The 17,487-nt window shown below is 43.9% G+C and carries 14 protein-coding genes, 1 tRNA gene and 1 pseudogene; 4 read left to right on the top strand and 12 right to left on the bottom strand.

Annotation, left to right across the window (positions count from 1 at the left end):
• Window positions 1-514: 514 nt before the first annotated feature.
• From CZ367_RS11995 to CZ367_RS12010, 4 genes are all read right to left on the bottom strand, one after another.
• On the bottom strand, window positions 515-865 hold the full coding sequence (locus tag CZ367_RS11995) for a hypothetical protein (protein ID WP_077197312.1): 351 nt from the start codon (window positions 863-865) through the stop codon (window positions 515-517).
• A 140-nt stretch (window positions 866-1,005) separates the two neighbouring features.
• Complete coding sequence (locus CZ367_RS12000; RefSeq protein ID WP_077195296.1) at window positions 1,006-1,473, bottom strand: DUF1896 domain-containing protein; 468 nt, start codon at window positions 1,471-1,473, stop codon at window positions 1,006-1,008.
• Between the two features lie 27 nt (window positions 1,474-1,500).
• On the bottom strand, window positions 1,501-2,733 hold the full coding sequence (locus CZ367_RS12005) for a site-specific integrase (RefSeq protein ID WP_202613102.1): 1,233 nt from the start codon (window positions 2,731-2,733) through the stop codon (window positions 1,501-1,503).
• A gap of 400 nt (window positions 2,734-3,133) precedes the next feature.
• Window positions 3,134-3,218, bottom strand: a tRNA-Ser gene (locus tag CZ367_RS12010).
• A gap of 941 nt (window positions 3,219-4,159) precedes the next feature.
• On the opposite strand from CZ367_RS12010, the gene CZ367_RS12020 reads away from it, so the two are divergent.
• Window positions 4,160-4,633, top strand: coding sequence for an IS66 family transposase (locus CZ367_RS12020; protein ID WP_077197065.1), 474 nt, complete (start codon window positions 4,160-4,162; stop codon window positions 4,631-4,633).
• Here CZ367_RS12020 and tnpB read toward each other — a convergent pair.
• Together tnpB and CZ367_RS12035 are read right to left on the bottom strand one after the other, a co-directional pair.
• A complete protein-coding gene (gene tnpB, locus CZ367_RS12025; RefSeq protein WP_237581716.1) occupies window positions 4,569-4,790 on the bottom strand; it encodes an IS66 family insertion sequence element accessory protein TnpB in 222 nt (73 codons plus the stop codon). The genes CZ367_RS12020 and tnpB overlap by 65 nt on opposite strands.
• A 673-nt stretch (window positions 4,791-5,463) precedes the next feature.
• The gene (locus CZ367_RS12035) at window positions 5,464-6,711 is read right to left on the bottom strand and encodes an ABC transporter permease (RefSeq protein WP_077197454.1); all 1,248 of its coding nucleotides are present in this window, start codon (window positions 6,709-6,711) and stop codon (window positions 5,464-5,466) included.
• A 429-nt stretch (window positions 6,712-7,140) separates the two neighbouring features.
• On the opposite strand from CZ367_RS12035, the gene CZ367_RS12040 reads away from it, so the two are divergent.
• A complete protein-coding gene (locus CZ367_RS12040) occupies window positions 7,141-7,620 on the top strand; it encodes a DUF4494 domain-containing protein (RefSeq protein ID WP_077197067.1) in 480 nt (159 codons plus the stop codon).
• A gap of 34 nt (window positions 7,621-7,654) precedes the next feature.
• Entirely contained in the window at window positions 7,655-8,326 is a 672-nt protein-coding gene (locus tag CZ367_RS12045; RefSeq protein WP_077197068.1) for a YggS family pyridoxal phosphate-dependent enzyme, read from the top strand.
• 62 nt (window positions 8,327-8,388) lie between these two features.
• On the opposite strand, the gene CZ367_RS12050 is transcribed toward CZ367_RS12045, so the two are convergent.
• The 4 genes from CZ367_RS12050 to mazG all read right to left on the bottom strand — a co-directional run bounded on the left by CZ367_RS12050 (window position 8,389) and on the right by mazG (window position 11,868).
• Window positions 8,389-9,027: a hypothetical protein gene (locus CZ367_RS12050; RefSeq protein WP_077197069.1), complete on the bottom strand. Its 639-nt coding sequence runs from the start codon at window positions 9,025-9,027 to the stop codon at window positions 8,389-8,391.
• Window positions 9,028-9,478: 451 nt separating this feature from the next.
• Window positions 9,479-10,393, bottom strand: a complete 915-nt coding sequence (locus CZ367_RS12055; protein WP_077197070.1) for a ribonuclease Z — start codon at window positions 10,391-10,393, stop codon at window positions 9,479-9,481.
• 2 nt (window positions 10,394-10,395) lie between these two features.
• The gene (locus tag CZ367_RS12060; protein WP_077197071.1) at window positions 10,396-10,953 is read right to left on the bottom strand and encodes a lipocalin-like domain-containing protein; all 558 of its coding nucleotides are present in this window, start codon (window positions 10,951-10,953) and stop codon (window positions 10,396-10,398) included.
• Between the two features lie 12 nt (window positions 10,954-10,965).
• Window positions 10,966-11,868 (bottom strand): nucleoside triphosphate pyrophosphohydrolase, encoded by a 903-nt coding sequence (gene mazG, locus CZ367_RS12065; RefSeq protein WP_077197072.1) that lies wholly within the window; start codon window positions 11,866-11,868, stop codon window positions 10,966-10,968.
• Window positions 11,869-11,999: 131 nt separating this feature from the next.
• Between mazG and CZ367_RS12070 the strand changes: the two genes are divergently transcribed.
• On the top strand, window positions 12,000-14,693 hold the full coding sequence (locus tag CZ367_RS12070) for a valine--tRNA ligase (protein WP_077197073.1): 2,694 nt from the start codon (window positions 12,000-12,002) through the stop codon (window positions 14,691-14,693).
• An 809-nt stretch (window positions 14,694-15,502) separates the two neighbouring features.
• On the opposite strand, the gene CZ367_RS12075 is transcribed toward CZ367_RS12070, so the two are convergent.
• Both CZ367_RS12075 and tnpC read right to left on the bottom strand, forming a co-directional pair.
• Window positions 15,503-15,901 (bottom strand): IS66 family transposase, encoded by a 399-nt coding sequence (locus CZ367_RS12075; RefSeq protein ID WP_077197074.1) that lies wholly within the window; start codon window positions 15,899-15,901, stop codon window positions 15,503-15,505.
• Window positions 15,870-17,470: pseudogene (gene tnpC / locus CZ367_RS12080) on the bottom strand (IS66 family transposase). The gene CZ367_RS12075 and the pseudogene tnpC overlap by 32 nt, the downstream one beginning before the upstream one ends.
• Window positions 17,471-17,487 lie beyond the last annotated feature (17 nt).

Genomic DNA, 17,487 nt, shown 5'->3' on the forward strand with positions numbered 1-17,487 from the left:
GCCCCTGCTCGACATGACGGAGGAGGAACTCACGAAAATGCTACCTTCAAACTTCAAATAACAAATAACCCTTATATGCTGCCAGACATATAAGGGTTATTTGTTGGTGTGAAAGGCGGCTAATATTGGATGCTTACTATTTACTTTCTGCTGTTCCATAATGACATTTTTTTATGCGTCCAAAGATCGGAGTATGCTGATTCCTTTTTGTAGCAAGAACAAGGTAGGGGGCGCAGCCGGCACAAGGTTTTGTAGGAAAATACTACCCGGAATGAAATGTAGGTGTGGAGATTTTCCGTACAAACCAAAGGCACAGACCTTGTGCAAGCCGTAGCCCCTTACTACCTTTGCGAATAAAAAGAAATCAGCACCGACTTATGGCACATCAAAGTGGAATAGATGGACTTAAGAAGCGAAAGTGCAACGCCGGTATGGAAAATGAAAAAGGTGGCTACCTCAACCGAGATAACCACCCATAAAGAAGAATGAATCGAAGAATATCTTTCCTTGTGCCTTAGAGCACACAGAGCAGGATTGCCAAGATGACGGCAAGCCAGAACAGCCAACGCAGGATTGTAAAGGTTACTTGCAGAATAACTTTAACAATGAAGCGTAGTATCAGGAAACCGAGAATAATCGAAACGGCGGTTACGACTTGCGGAGTAACTATCTTCGAGATGAGGTAAATCGCACCGATAACGATGGAAAGCAGAACGGCGAGTTCGATGAAGCGTGTCCAACCGAAGCGGCGGACTTGCTTGGGAGAAGTCGGCAGCTGCCTGTTCTTCTCGGTTTTATACGATGCGTCTGCCTTGATGAAGGCGGGCTGCTGAATGTCTTGATTCATGATGATTGTATTATTCATAATCGAGGCTTTTAATAGTTTCAAGAGCGATAACAAGATGCGCACACAACACAAAGACAAGTGTTTGCAAAACTCTTGACGTGTGGAGTGGAGCATTTATCTTGGCTCTTGACACTACAAAAGCCCCCGTTCGTGTTATATCAAGCCATGTTCTCACCGCCTATCGTTGGCAGACCATTGACCTCGATGAGCAGCACGATTGTACCGGTCAGTTCGGTGTACAGTTTGTCGTATTCTGTACCTGCCGCAAAGTCGTCCGTGAGTTCGTACTTGGCAAATACCGCTTGAATTGCCTTGTTGTTCAGCAAAATTAGTGCTAACCTTTCGGGAAGCGGACTTGGCAGTTCCTTCTCAAACTCCTGCTCCAGTAAGGAAACAAGGGTATCATACTTTGAGAAATGCAGGTCGTGGTACAGTACCTCGCTTGCCATCGTCTCTGCTTCTGGGTAGGAGAAACCTTGCGCCACGGCATCGCAGTAAGCCGTCAATGCCTCGTCTGCTCGAGCGGTTATAAACGCATTGTCATTCACTCTCTCTGGAAAATGCTCTCCGAGATACGCTTCCAACTTCAGACGGAAGTAGGAAAGTTCTTTCTTTGTCGTTGTCATAAATTCAAAATTTTAGGGTTATATACATTATTTTGGGGAAATGCCTAATGCCGTATTGAAAGAGCCCAACTTGTCAGCCAGCTCATCCATATCGTGTTCTATCTTCTTATTGGTAATACGGGCATAGATTTGCGTTGTCTTGATGTTGGTGTGTCCTAACATCTTACTTACGGATTCGATGGGAACTCCCTTGGATAGGGACATCGTGGCAAATGTGTGCCGGGCGAGGTGGAAGGTCAGGTTCTTTTTGATACCGCAAATATCGGCAATTTCCTTCAGATAACTGTTCAGTTTTTGATTCGTCAGCATGGGGAAAAGTTTGCCGTCACGATAGGTCTTGCCACTATATTTTGCAATGATGCTCTTGGGTATATCGAGTAAAAGAACGTTGGTCTCCACGCTCGTCTTCTGCCGCTTGGTCATTATCCACTGCTTGCCGTTGAGCGTGACAATGTTTTCCGGAGCGAGGTTGTACACGTCTATGTACGCAAGTCCCGTGAAGCATGAGAACACGAACACGTCCCTTACAAGTTCCAAACGACCGATGCCGAAATCCTTGTTAGCAATTTTAAGGATTTCCTCGTCTGTGAGGAATCCACGATTGACCGGTTCCATGTGAAAACGGATGTTGAGGAACGGATCATGGTGCAGGACACCAAGTTTCCTGCCCAGAATGGTAATCGTCTTGAAGGTTTTCATCATCCTCGTGGCGGTGTTGGGATTCTGCCCGACAACCGTTCGGAGATAAATGTCGAAGTCGTGTATCACAATATAGCCGAGTTCGGACAGGCGGATGTCAGACCGACCGTATTTATCACGAAGGAAATTTGAGAAGTGTTTCTTGCAGACGTTGTATTTCTGTAAGGTTGCAGCTTCGACCGACACGCCTACCTGCCGTGCAACATCACTGTTGTGCTTGTTGAAGAGGCTCATTAGGGTGTCCACATCCTCCTTTTTGCCAAGATACTCCGACTTGATACGCTCCAAGGACACCTCGTCCGTCATCTCTACTTTCTTAAAGATGGTCTGGAGTCCGCTCTGAATGTTGTCAAGTTCGAGGTTGGTGGAAAGTGCTTCAGTTGTCCTTCCCTTCAATCGTTCCTTCTCCCTGTCCCATTGAGACTGTTGGACAGCAATGCCCGTCGAGCCGATGGAAAGGCGTTCGTTGTTGAGATAGATTCTCAGCATGACAGGGGTCTTGCCCTCCTTGTTCACATAATTGCTTCTGAGATAGAAGACTGCTCTGAAAATAGCTTTCATACATTTTACTGCTTTTAGTTGTAGCCTGAATAGAGGTCTTGTCCTAACACCTGCCATCTGTAGCCGTAGCTTGTCGGACACATTGTTGCCCGAAGTGGTGTATGGTAACAAAAACACCTCTGTAATCACGCTGCAAAGTTCAACATATTTGTTTGAATAGCAGTAATTTACGCATACTCCTTATGTACTCTGTATGTACTCTTGGCTACATTTTTATTTTGCCTTGAAAATGTGTAGCCTGATTGTAGCCTTTTTAGAGCATTTTGGGAGTTTCTGCCCCCTCCGTGCATACTCTGAAAATTAGGATGGGTATAAAAGAAAAGTATCATAACTACTTGTAGCTATGATACTTACGATTTTCTTAGGTTTCTCTCTGATGTTCATTTCAGAGTACCTAAAGCGGAGAGAGAGGGATTCGAACCCCCGGTGCCTCTCAGCACGGCGGTTTTCAAGACCGCTGTAATCGACCACTCTACCATCTCTCCAATGGTGATTACCATTTTTACCTCTATTGAACAAGTAGTTGTTCCTTTAAAGCGAGTGCAAAGATAGTGAGTTTTCTTTTAATGCAAAAGAATTTGGATAATTATTTTTATACCATAAACATTATTTAACAAAAAGAATAAATTCAGGTAACTACTCAGTACCCCTATGGTAAATCCATCAGAGAGTAATCCGAAGTGTTAAAACTAACCGCTCCAAATAGTAAACGAACGGCTGCCCGAGAGGATGGGAAATACCTTTCGATGGTAGCAAAAGCACGCTTATTCGCCTATGTACCAGTGTTTTGTATCTATTTTCGGAGACTCAACATAGTCCCCTACACGCCTTGGGGTAGGCTTTGTTAAAAGTCGCCATATTACATTTAACAGTCTGTATCTCAACTGTTTAAGTTTTCTAATACTCTTGCAGGAAATGAATTTACGTAGTATATTTGCAGCGTGAATGAGCAAGTGACAGACAAGGCAGATGTACTCCAGACGATAGAAAACAGATTTGCTTCGTTGGAGAAGAAGGTGTCCGACCAGGATACCGAAATAAGCCGTCTCAACCGTCTCGTAAACCAGAAGGATAAAACCATACGGGATCTGAGGCAACGCCTGTCAAAGTATGAGGAACCACCAAAGGACAGTAGCAACAGTAGTATTCCGCCCACCCAAGACTCAATAGGAAACCAGATTGTTCGTCACACTNCCGAGTGAGAGAATGGTAGTCAGATGTCATTGTGCAATAAGGCATATCCATCACATTATCAGTTCTTTATACGATGTAAAGTTACAAAAAATATCTGACACTGGCAAGAAAATACTAAGATTTATTGTATCTTTTTCTTCGGTAGCAATTAGGATTTATACCTTCTATATAGANTGCCATAATTGCTTACTTCGGACATTCCCAGTACATCCCCTTTGCAAGGCTGTGCGAGATGTTGCGCGATGTATTCCATCTCCATATCAGCCAGGGTACGGTGCAGAACATACTGACCCGGATGGGAAAGAAATCGGAGAATGCCTATAGGGAAATACGCAACCGTGTCGAAGAGGCCGAAGTCGCTGGCGCCGACGAGACTGGGCTGTACGTCGGTGGGGAGCACCATTGGGCATGGGTCTTCCAGAACGACAATCTCACCTATCTCTTCCAGGACAAATCCCGCGGCAAGGCCGCAACGAGGAAGCATTTCCCCAACGACCTTCCTGATGTCACGCTCGTGACGGACAGGCACAGTACCTATTTCAGGCTGAACGTCAAAGGACATCAGGTATGCATTGCGCATCTATTGAGGAACATACAATATCTCACAGACCTGGATAAGAACCAGACATGGTCAACGAGACTTACGGAGTTGTTGCAGGATGCGATTNGACGACAAAACCACAGCGTTCCCAGTGCAGCAATTTAATTCGGTTACGGGATCGATTGTAGAAAACGTAGACAACACCATCAGAAGGATTGAAGTCATTGCGGCGTACCAATTGGGACAGGCGAAGAATACCCTGACGCATATCCACAGGAATGCAACAAACCCGAAAAACATTTGTTTCGTTGAGTACAAACATAAGTTTTTCGGGCAAAGGTAGTAAGGAAGGAAGACCACGCAAAGGCGGCTAATATTGGATGCTTACCTTGAAAACGCTTGTTATTCGGTAACAAAGTATTATCTTTGCAAACAGAATAACAAGCGTTCTTTGTTAGGCAGAAAACAGCGATACCAAGTAGTTCGCTCGTTTCCAAATCGTTACCTATTCAGTTTAACAAACAAGGTAACTTCTTTATTTCCAATTTATTGCTGTCCGGTAAAACTTTTTGGTGGCTATCTGTGTTAGTAAAAATAGACTTAAACTTATTATTTCTTAGAATTATCGGTTATTATAGGTCTTTTCTTGTCAAAATAAGTGCATTTTATAATGCTTACAGTTTGAAACTGAAAACCAAGCCCCTGGATGAGTAAAACGGCTGCAATACCGATGGATAAAGAGATACAGAGCTTTCAGTTTATTTTTACCGGACAGCAATATTTCCAATTAGTTGTATTTTAGAAATCATCTTGGGGTAGCTAAAGTTCAACTTTGGGAACGTAATACATATATGTTTTAAGTCTGATTGGTAAAACGTTGATTTTCAGAAGCTTGGCAACAAGTCTTAAAACGTTTGTGAACGAAGTAAACGTTGGTCTGTTTGTAACCTACTCATCTTGTACGCTGCCCTAAAGCTTGTGTTACCTTCGGGCTACTACTCGTACTGCATCGACTTAGCAGGGTGTATATGGCTAATGAGATAGCTTGGGGCGATGAGCACAAAGAGACATATTAATAAGGTGGCAAGGTTGAGCGCAAGAATGAGTGGAAGGTTGATTTCTACGGGCACAGTATCCACATAATATATTTTAGGGTCGATAGATACCAAGCCTGTATAGCGTTGGAGGAGGATTAAGCCTAAGCCTAAAACGTTGCCAATGATGAGTCCCTTGCCTATAATAAAGGTGGAGAACCAAAGGAAGATGTGGCGTATTTGGCGGTTTTTAGCTCCCAAGGCTTTCATCAAACCTATCATTTGGGTGCGTTCAAGAATAATGATAAGCAAGCCTGAAATCATGGTTACACCTGCTACCGAAACCATCAGCGCAAGGATAATCCACACGTTGAGATCCATAAGGTCTAACCACGAAAATATTTGGGGATTGAGTTCGGTTACGGTAGCTGCCGAATAGGTGCTGCCATAATGGTCTTGTGTGCCTTTTACCTTTTTCAATACGTTGAGTGCAGTGAAGTCTAAGCGGTTGAAATCGTCCACGGTCAGTTCTGCTCCAGAGCATTGTGAGGGCTGCCAACCATTGAGCTTATTGGCTGTGTATAAGTCGGTAAAACATATTTGGCTATCAAATTGCTTTAAGTTGGTTTCGTAGATGCCTGCAATGGTAAATTTGCGTGTGCGTACACCTTGGTCGTTGACGAAGTAGGCAAAAAGCTTTTGACCGAGCTTCAATTTTAGTTTGTCAGCAATGGTTTTAGAGATAAGAATTTTTTGTTGACTTTTCTTATCCGAAAAATTAGGGATAGCGCCTTCCACCATACTTTGATGAATAAAGGTAGTATCAAATTCAGGTCCTACACCTTTGAGCATTACGCCGAGAAAGTCGTCCTCGGTTTTCAGTATTCCCTGTGTGTTGGCAAAGCGTTGTACGTGTTTTACGCCTTTCACCTTTTTTATAGCGGTGCAAAAGCTGTCGGTTATTTCTATGGGATATTGTTCTGTGCTTTGCAAAGCTGCAAAGTCGGCTACGGTGATGTGGCTCCCAAAGCCTATAACCTTGTTGCGTATAGAGTGTTTGAAGCCTAAGACAATAGATACGGAGAGTATCATTACCGCCAATCCGATGGCAACACCAGCTGTGGCGATGCGAATGGCAGGTTTTGATACTTTTCGGGTGGTGTCCGAATTGTTATTGATGGTCTTGGCTATGAATAATGGAAAGTTCATTTTGTTGTTGTTTTGAGGGCCTCCTCCAATCCCTCCGTTGGGAGGGGAGTGCGTATTCGCTGTAATGTAGGGGCTCGATTTATCGAGTTCCACATACCTTTTTGCTTATTCGGAACTCGATAAATCGAGCCCCTACACGCTAATTATTACCTTTTGTCGGATGGGCGAATTTGTCAGACGAGTCGGACGAGTCGGACTGGTCTGACAAGTCGGACGGGTCTGACAAAGCAACCTTATGCCCTTTCTTTGTATAGGGTAGGGAGTAGGCTATTTATCTTATAGGTGCAAAGGTAGATGTTTTTTTTATTTTAATGCAATCTTTTGTTCATTTACCGAGATATTTTTACTACTTTTGCAGTTAATAAAACAATTATGACAGAATAGTGGGAGGGAAAGAAACCCTACTATTCATAAAACAAGAAAATAGAAATGAGAAGCAAGGTAAGTCAATGGTTTGAAACCAAAGTGCGTTACGATAGAACAACAGAAGAAGGACAGAAGAAGGTAACAGAAGCCTACACAGTGGAGGCAATGAGCTTTTCGGAAGCCGAAAGTGCTATTACTGAAGAGATGGTACACTTCTCAAGTGGCGAGTTTGATGTAAAGGCTATCACCCCTGCGGTGTATGGCGAGATATTCTTTAGTGACGTAGATACAGACGATAAGTGGTTTAAGGCTCGCTTGTCGTTCATCACCATAGACGAAAAGACGGAGAAAGAGAAGCGTTCGTACATCACTTATCTTGTTCAGGCTCACTCGGTAAACGGGGCAGTGAAGCACGTTGACGAGGTGATGGCTAAGACGATGATCGACTACGACATCGTTTCGATAGCCGATACCAAGATAATGGACGTATTCGAGCATAAGTCGGCAAGTGCTGAACGAGAAGATAAGCCCGAATACGAATAAAGAAACGAAAAATCATGCCTTAATAGAATAAACTATGTACGACGTAGCAACAAACCTTCACAAGATAAAAGACAATCTGCCCAAAGGGGTAGAACTGATAGCCATAAGCAAGTATCACCCCAAAGCATATATTGAGGCTGCATACAACGAGGGTCAACGTATTTTTGGCGAAAGTCACGTGCAGGAATTGCAAGGAAAGGTGGGCGAACTGCCCGAAGATATAGAGTGGCACTTCATTGGGCATCTGCAGACCAACAAGGTGAAATATATCGCTCCTTATATCTCGATGATTCAGTCCGTAGACAGCGTGAAACTGTTGAAAGAAATCAATAAGCAGGCCGCCAAACACAATCGTGTAATCAATGTTTTGTTAGAACTTCACATTGCTGAAGAGGAAACAAAATATGGTTTTACGTTAGACCTTTGTCGGGAATGGTTGGCATCGGGCGAGCTAAACGAACTTCAGAATGTGCACATTTCGGGGTTAATGATGATGGCTTCGAATACAGATGACGAGGCACAAGTGAAGGCTGAAATGATGGCGGCAGCCAACTTCTTTGACGAAATAAAGGCAAAGTATTTTGCGGATGATGCAGCGTTTAAAGAACGTTCGTGGGGTATGAGCCAAGACTACGACATAGCTTTGGCGTGTCGGTCTACAATGATTAGAGTGGGTACGGCTATCTTTGGTCCACGTGTTTATTAAGTGTTGGCGAATGAGAGGATAACCGATTAGGGTTAAAATATAAAAGGGTTAGGCACTATGGCTTAACCCTTTCTTTTTATGATATTTAAGCAGTTCGGCTTAAAGTTTTTGATAATGTTTGCAAGCGATGTTATTGCGCCTGTATAATGTTTAGGATAGATGAGGCGTGCCACATACCATACACCATCTACAAGGTAGGCTTTAGCTATAAAGCGGTTGTGGTCGTGGTTGCCTTTTATCAAGAAACAACTGTCCTTACTTTGCTGATAAGTGGCGTTTTCGGTGAGCATTTCTAAAGTGTTCTTTACACCCCATTGCACCGTATTAGGGTTGCCCCAGGCTTCAAGCATCACATCGTTGTAGACAATCTCTATACCATCACCATTTTCGTGCTCTTCCGTTACAATCATAAAATCGGGGTAGCGCAAATCAAAGTCGTAACGTATGTTGTGGAACGTTTGGTAATGTGCATTGCTAAGTTTCTGTTTTAAGGAGTTGCGTTCTAATTCGTGGGTAAAGTGAAGATATTTGTTTTGCTCGTTAGAAGCCGACTTAACGACATTTTTACCAATAACATTTTCTTGGTCTTGTTGCGTTTTAGCTTCCTTGCACGATATGCAAAGACTGATAGCTATTGCCGTGAATAGCAATAGAATAGTGGCAGTAGAAATGGTTGCGATAAGCCTTTTTATGTGTTTCATTGTTGCGTTTGCTCGTCGGTATGTGAAGTTGAGAATTTCTTATAACGATGCAAAAGTATAGAAAAATGGGAGAATAAACAACTAAATTGTAAGTAAATGTTAGGAAAATATAATCTGTGAGGTTTTAAGGCTGGTTCTATAAATTAGCTTTGTTAGATTTTGAGCTTATTTTTGAGGTTAAAATGCAAGAGCGTGAAGGAGTGTAGCGAGCTACACGACTGAACGAACTTACATGTTGAACCAAAAACGGAGCAAGCCGAATGCAATCAAACTTGTTTGAATTGTTGAGGCGCAGCCTGTTTTATATAAAAAGAAGCCAAAAGATAACAAAACGTATTTCATAAAAATTTAATGACTATATGCGGTGGTAATTTATAGAACCAGCCTGAAATGTGGGGAATGAGAAATAAAACGTAGGTGAATGAGGGTGTTAGCAATGAAAAAGGCTTGGTTATACTTTGATAACCAAACCCTCGTTTGCTAATGTGCTATTGGGAAAAATTGCCCGTGCTTCGTCTAAAATCTGTTGTTCGTTGTTGTAACGGGCTGAGTAATGACCTAAGAGCAATTGACCTACTTCGGCATCACGTGCCACGGTTGCAGCTTCTTCTGCCGTGCTGTGGTAATATAACTTTGCACGGTCACGGTAGTCGCTTGCGTATGTGCTTTCGTGATAAAGCAAGGTTACGTTGCGTACCACTTCGTGTAGTCGCTTCATATACCGCGTGTCCGAACAGTAAGCATAGCTCCTTGGAGGGGCTGATGGTGTAGTGAGGCGACTGTTGGGTATAAGGTCGCCTTCCTCGGTTGTCCACGATGCGCCACATTTGATGTTGTTGATTTGGCTGATAGGTATCTTGTAATAGTCTATCATATCACGTCGAATGTGCGGAGCGGTGGGCTTTTCGCGAAACAAAAATCCACAACAAGGTATGCGGTGTTCGAGCGGAATGGTCTCTACGGTGAGACTTCGGTCTTCATAAATAATCTTTTGTTCGGTTGTTTTAAGTCCGTGGAAATGAATATCATAACCTAAACCATTGCAGAATAGCTTCATACTTTGGTGAAAGTATTCCTCAAAGTCTTCAGGGGCATAGATATGGAGTGGCACAGTTCGCCCCGTCATTCCGAAAGTTGAAATCATTCCCCATAGTCCGAAGCAATGATCACCGTGCAGATGTGAGATAAAAACCGCTTGAATTTTGGAGAAATGCAGCTTTGAACGGCGTATCTGTATTTGCGTACCTTCGCCACAATCTATCATAAACACCTTGCCACGTATTTCTATAACCTGACACGTGGCATTGTGATGCAGCGTTGGCAGCGCACTACCACAGCCCAATATGTGTACGTTGAATGGTTCCACGCTTACTTTTTACGACCAAAAAGGAAGATACCGTTCTTGTTTTCTAACGCCATAGTATCTGCTCCGAGTTCCATTACATCGAATGTGTCTTTAGAGAGAACAAGTTTTCCGTTGTACATTTTCCACGTTGCCCAAGGATTGCTTTCAGCTTCGGTGTTCGAAACGATAGTTCCTCCCTCCTTTATTTCAAAGTCTTTGTCCAAGCTACGCCAATTGCCGAGGAGCGAAGTGAGGTTTACTGCACTTTGCAGCATCATCTCTCCGTACTCATTGTTTGCAATTACAGCAAAGCGATCACCATTGAGCTTGCCTCCCTTTACCACCTCTGTGGTATCATCGGGATTGCTGATAAATTCTATAGTGTCGCCTTTGTCGGTTACAAGAACGAGCGAATTCATTCCTCCGTCGATCATTGTGCCGTAAATGGTGGTGTCGCCAGCGTTTAGTGATTCAGCATTGGAAGTATTGGTTTCTATCACTTTTCCCTTTTTGTTGTCCTTACAGCCGATAAATATGAGGGCTACTAATGTGAAAATTAAAATAAAAGGTGATTTCTTCATAACTATATTCTTTTATTTGTTAATGTTTTGTTCTGTTTCTTTAGCTTCATCCCATAGTTTATCCATCTCTCCTAAAGTCATATCCTTTAGTTCTTTACCCATTTCTTTTGCTCTTTGTTCTACGTAGTTGAAACGATAGATAAACTTTTGATTGGTGTATTCCAAAGCATTGTCGGGATTGAGCTTGTAAAGACGTGCAGCATTGATAACCGAGAAGAGGAAGTCGCCCAACTCTTTGGTAGAGTTTTCTTTATCCTCACGTGCCAATTCTGCTTTTAATTCGTTAAGTTCTTCGGTTACTTTTTCCCACACATCTTCTTTCTTTTCCCAATCGAAGCCCACGTTGCGAGCCTTGTCTTGAATACGATAAGCCTTAATCAGCGAGGGCAAAGAATGAGGTACGCCCGACAATACCGAGGTATTGCCTTCACGTTCCTTTTGTTTGCGTTGCTCCCAAGTAGACTCTACTTGAGTGGCAGTTGAAGGTTTTTCGCTATCTGTTTGTGTATTAACGGCTTTATCGGCTTGTAGTTCGTCTTTGTAAACAACCTGTCCTGTGGGGCTAATTACCATATTTGGGTTGGCAATAGTCCACCCCGTCCAGTCGATAAAGTCGTGTCTGAACATCAATTTGTCTGATTGTGCGTTGCAAACATCAACGATATCGAAGTCGTTGGTCTCGTTTCCCAAGCACGAGTAGAATACTACGTGTTCCATAACGTCGCCCAACTCTTTGCAAATGCCCTTTTTGTCGTTCTTCATCAAGGCATCAGCAAGTTCGAAAGTTTCTTCGATGGTGTTAGGGCGTAGACTTTCAAAAGTCTGTTTTCTGTCCCACGGACATTCTTTGCGCAAACGGTCTTGCACGTCAAGCAGACGTCCGAAAGCTGCTAATTTTTCTTCTTTGGTATGCAATGTTGTGAGTTTTAGAGTGAAAAGTGGCGGTCTGCACCACTAATTATAATGCAAAGATACATTATTTATATGATTTTTTCGTAATTTTGCAGCGTTTTTAAAGATAATAAAGAAAATAACATATAGCGAAAATGGAATTAGCAAGCAAGTATGACCCACAGGACGTGGAGTCGAAATGGTATGAGTATTGGCTCGACAACAAACTCTTCAGTTCAAAACCTGATGGCAGAGAGCCTTACACCGTAGTAATCCCACCACCAAACGTTACAGGTGTGTTGCACATGGGGCACATGTTGAACAACACCATACAAGATATTTTGGTGCGCCGAGCACGAATGGAAGGCAAGAACGCTTGTTGGGTTCCGGGTACCGACCACGCAAGTATTGCAACCGAAGCAAAGGTGGTAAACCGACTTGCACAGGAGGGAATAAAGAAAACCGACCTATCGCGTGAAGACTTCCTAAAGCACGCTTGGGATTGGACACACGAACACGGAGGCATTATTCTGAAACAATTGCGTAAGTTGGGTTGCTCTTGCGACTGGGAACGCACAGCTTTCACAATGGATGAAGCTCGTAGTGAGAGCGTTATCAAGGTGTTCTGCGACTTGTACGAGAAAGGTCTTATCTATCGTGGTGTACGAATGGTGAACTGGGATCCAAGTGCACAAACAGCCCTTTCGGACGAAGAAGTAATCTATAAGGAAGAACATTCTAAGCTCTACCACTTGAAATATTACGTAGCCGATGCCGACCAAGCAAAAGTAGAACGCAAAAGCGAAGACAACGTAATGCACAAGGACGAGAAGGGATATTATGCCGTTGTGGCTACAACACGTCCTGAAACAATTATGGGCGATACAGCTATGTGTATCAATCCTGAAGACCCAAAGAATACGTGGTTGAAAGGTTTGCACGTAATAGTACCATTGGTAGGTCGTTGTATTCCAGTAGTAGAAGACGAATATGTAGACATTCAGTTTGGTACAGGTTGTTTGAAGGTTACACCAGCTCACGACATCAACGACCACGCTTTAGGTTTGAAGCACAGCTTAGATACAATTGACATCTTTAACGACAATGGTACAATTTCCGAAGCCGCAGGCTTGTATGTGGGGCAAGACCGTATGGACGTTCGCAAACAGATAGCTAAGGACTTGACCGATGCCGTTTTGATGGAGCGCATTGAGGATTACGACAACAAGGTGGGCTATTCGGAGCGTACCAACGTACCTATTGAGCCAAAGCTCTCTACCCAATGGTTCTTGAGTATGCAACACTTTGCCGACTTGGCTTTAGATCCTGTAATGACAGACGAGATAGAATTTTATCCCAAGAAGTACAAGAACACCTATCGCCATTGGTTGGAGAACATTAAGGACTGGTGTATCAGCCGTCAGTTGTGGTGGGGACACCGTATTCCAGCTTACTATTTCAAAGACGCAGAGGGCAAGAACGCTACCGTAGTAGCACCTACAAGCGACAAGGCATTAGAACTTGCCAAGGCTATCAATCCATCTGTTACAGCTGCCGACTTGGAACAAGAAAGCGATTGCTTGGACACTTGGTTCTCAAGTTGGTTATGGCCGATGTCGGTATTCAATGGTATCAACGACCCTGAAAATGACGAGGTGAACTACTATTATCCAACAAGCGACTTGGTAACAGGTCCAGACATCATCTTCTTCTGGGTGGCTCGTATGATTATGGCAGGCTACGAATATCGTGGTAAATTCCCATTCAAGCACGTCTACTTTACAGGTATCGTGCGCGACAAGATTGGACGCAAGATGAGCAAGAGCCTTGGCAATTCGCCCGACCCATTAGAACTCATTGCTAAGTTTGGTGCTGATGGTGTGCGTATGGGCATGATGCTTTCCGCACCTGCAGGCAACGATATATTGTTCGATGAGGCACTTTGCGAACAAGGACGCAACTTCAATAACAAGATATGGAATGCTTTCCGCTTGGTACAAGGTTGGGAAGTGGCAGACTTGCAGCAGCCTAAAACCAACCAAATAGCCATCAAATGGTTTGATGCAAAGCTGAAGGAAGTGAATGCAGAGATGAACAAGGAGTTTAAGAGCTACCGCATTTCTGAAGCCTTGATGACGGTTTACAAACTCTTCTGGGACGAGTTCTCAAGTTGGTACTTGGAGATGATTAAGCCTGAATATGGTAAACCAATCGACAAGCAGACATACAAGGCAACACTCGGCTTCTTTGATACGCTCCTAAAGATGCTTCACCCATTTATGCCATTCATCACCGAAGAACTTTGGCAACACATCTTCGACCGCAAGGAAGGCGAAAGCATTATGCTTGAGAAACTTGAGTTGGCAGAACCTACTGCGGACGAAACCAAACTGATAGCCGAGATTGAGAGTATGAAACAGATAGTGGGTGGTATTCGTACCATTCGCAATCAAAAGAATATTGCACCAAAAATTGCACTCTCGTTAGAGGTAGTAGGCGCAAACAACTTTGAGGCTTACAACTGTGTAATTACAAAGATGGGCAACCTTGAAGCCATCAATGTTGTAGCCGAGAAGAGTTCTGACGCATCTGCCTTTATGGTAGGAACAGACGGCTTTGCTGTGCCATTGGGTAGCTTGATAGACGTAGAGGCCGAAATAGCTAAACTTGAAAAAGAATTGGCTCACTTGGAAGGCTTCTTGAAGGGTATCACTGCCAAACTTTCAAACGAGAAGTTTGTGGCACACGCTCCAGAAGCGGTAATCGCTAAAGAACGTAAGAAGCAAAGCGACTCCGAGGAAAAGATTGCAGCCATTAAAGCCAATATAGAAGAACTTCGCAAGAAGTAATTCTTAACGACAAAACCGACAAATGCCGACTCGCTACGTAGAGAAATCTGCGGAGTGAGTCGGCATTTTTGTATTATCCCAAATCGGTCGTTAGACTTCTTCGAGATTTGCGAGCTAAACAACTGAAAAAACAAACGAAAAGAGCCAAAATAAGGTGCAAAGACGAAGAAAAGCATAACATCTAAACGCTTTAAAAAGCCTTTGCGGGCTGATGACCGATTGGGGATTATTATCTTTTTGGACATCTAAACGTATGAAAAACACACGCTAATCACACATTTTGAGCACTAAACACTATTGTTCTATTTGCGAACACATCGTGAATACAAAATCATACATCTATCTTTTAGTTGCAAAACATATATGTTTGAGGTTGTCAAAGTTGAACTTTGGGAGGGTAAAACATATATGTTTTGGGTGGTGAAACATATATGTTTTGCAGCGTGTTTATAAATTGCTTATAATCAATATGTTACACGGCGAGTTTTTAACGATTATTCCTTTTTTAGGATTGGTCTATTCTTCTGTTGCTCATTTTTTGCTCCGCTGCCTTATATATAATAAGGTCTACTCCTTATGTGCACATCTCTATTTAACAAAATATTGCTAACGAAGCACTCTATTTAAAACAGATTTTAATGTTCGCAAGGGGCCCCTACGTTACCCCCATAAACATTTGGGTATAACTGTCTTTAACTCTTCTCACCTTTTGATAAAAGGAACGAACTTTAAGGTAAGCATCCAATATTAGCCGCCTTTCACACCAATAAATAACCCTTATATGTCTGGCCGCATATAAGGGTTATTTGTTATTTGAAGTTTGAAGGTAGCATTTTCGTGAGTTCCTCCTCCGTCATATCTAGCAGGGACCTTGAAAGAACTTCCTTCATCCATTTGTATGGCTCTATGTCTGCTTCCCTGCAACACGCCATGAAGGTATAGAAGATGGCGTTGTTCTCCGCTCCCTCATTGTTACCACAGAACAGGTAGTTCTTTCTTCCAAGCGTGATGGGTCTGATGGCCTGTTCCATAAGGTTGTTGTCTATGTTGAAGCGTCCGTCCTGCACATACCTGCCAATGCGTATCCATACGGCGAAGGCATAACGCAGTGCCTTCTCCATAGCTTCGCCTGGGGTGTACTGTTTGTGTACATCCAACATATAGGTCTCCAAATACTTAAGAATNGGCGTTGTTCTCCGCTCCCTCATTGTTACCACAGAACAGGTAGTTCTTTCTTCCAAGCGTGATGGGTCTGATGGCCTGTTCCATAAGGTTGTTATCTATGTTGAAGCGTCCGTCTTGCACATACCTGCCAATGCGTATCCATACGGCGAAGGCATAACGCAGTGCCTTCTCCATAGCTTCGCCTGGGGTGTACTGTTTGTGTACATCCAACATATAGGTCTCCAAATACTTAAGAATAGGGTAAGCTTTAGCCTTTCGTTCTGTTTCCACTTCCTCGGGTGGTGCTTTCTTGTGTTTGAGGTTTTCCTCCAACTCATAAAGCGTGGCTATCGTTTCGATGATATGGGCGGCATTCTTATCATCAGCCGCCAGATGTTCGAACTTACGTCTCACGTGTGCCATACATCCTAACAGCACGATGCCCTGTACGTTCTCAAACCTGCTGTAGACCTCATACCCATCAGACTGTATGGCACCCTGGTAGCCCTTGAAGAGTTCATCTGCCACAGCGCCCGACCGCGACCCGTCCTTCCAATGGAAGAACACACCCTGGGAGTGTATGGCGTCACGCACGCCCCACAGGTATCCCTTGCGCGTCTTTCCCTTGCGGTCGGCAACCTGTACGCTGGTCTCGTCAACCTGAAGATAAGGACTTTGCAGAATCTGTCTTACTTGAAGTTTGTAAAGTGGATAAAGTGCATCGGCGGCATCATGAACCCAGCTGTTGACGGTTGAGGTGGGGATGTTCACACCCAGTTCCTTCCATCTTTCACATTGCCTATACTCGGGCTGGTGATAGGCGAACTTGGCGGTGATGATTTCGGCGAGCAGGGAAGCGTCGGCAAAACAATCCACCGCTTGCTTTTTCAAGGGGGCTTCCAGGATGTCGACCTTCGCATCCGTTGGACGGGCTTCCTTCAGGCGGCAGATGACACGATCTTCTACCCTGACATAAAAGGATGAGGGACGCAGACACAGATGCTCACTTCTGTCATGTCCGATGATGACCATGCGCTCAGCGTCATAACCCTCTGGATATATCTCCGTCACCTGTCGCTCTATATTCTCGGGAACATAGGAGGCGTAGGCCCTACCCTTTCTGGAAGGACGGCTCACACGGCGTGATGACCTGCGTTGTCCGGCCTGCTGTTTTATCTCCTTGATGATGGGAAGGGCTTCCACCTGAGCCAGGGAACCCTCTTTGGCCCACTGCTCGTCAAAAAGCGTACCCGCCCAGCCGCTTGCACTCTCAGGCAGGCGTTTCTCGCTGCGCCTGCCAAATACCATGCGCTCAAGTTCAAGAATACGACGGGACTTTCGTTCCAGCTCAGCATCCTTANATCCTTATCCTTGAGCTCAGCATCCTTATCCTTGAGCTCAGCATCCTTATCCTTGAGCTCAGCATCCTTATCCTTGAGCTCAGCATCCTTATCCTTGAGTTGAGTATCCTTGTTCTTAAGCTCAGCATCCTTGTTCTTGAGTTGAGTATCCTTGTTCTTAAGCTCAGCATCCCTTTGCTCAAGAAGTTTAACAACAGCTTCCCGAGTGAGAGAATGGTAGTCAGATGTCATTGTGCAATAAGGCATATCCATCACATTATCAGTTCTTT

Source organism: Prevotella ihumii (assembly GCF_900155655.1).
Taxonomy (GTDB): Bacteria; Bacteroidota; Bacteroidia; order Bacteroidales; family Bacteroidaceae; genus Prevotella; species Prevotella ihumii.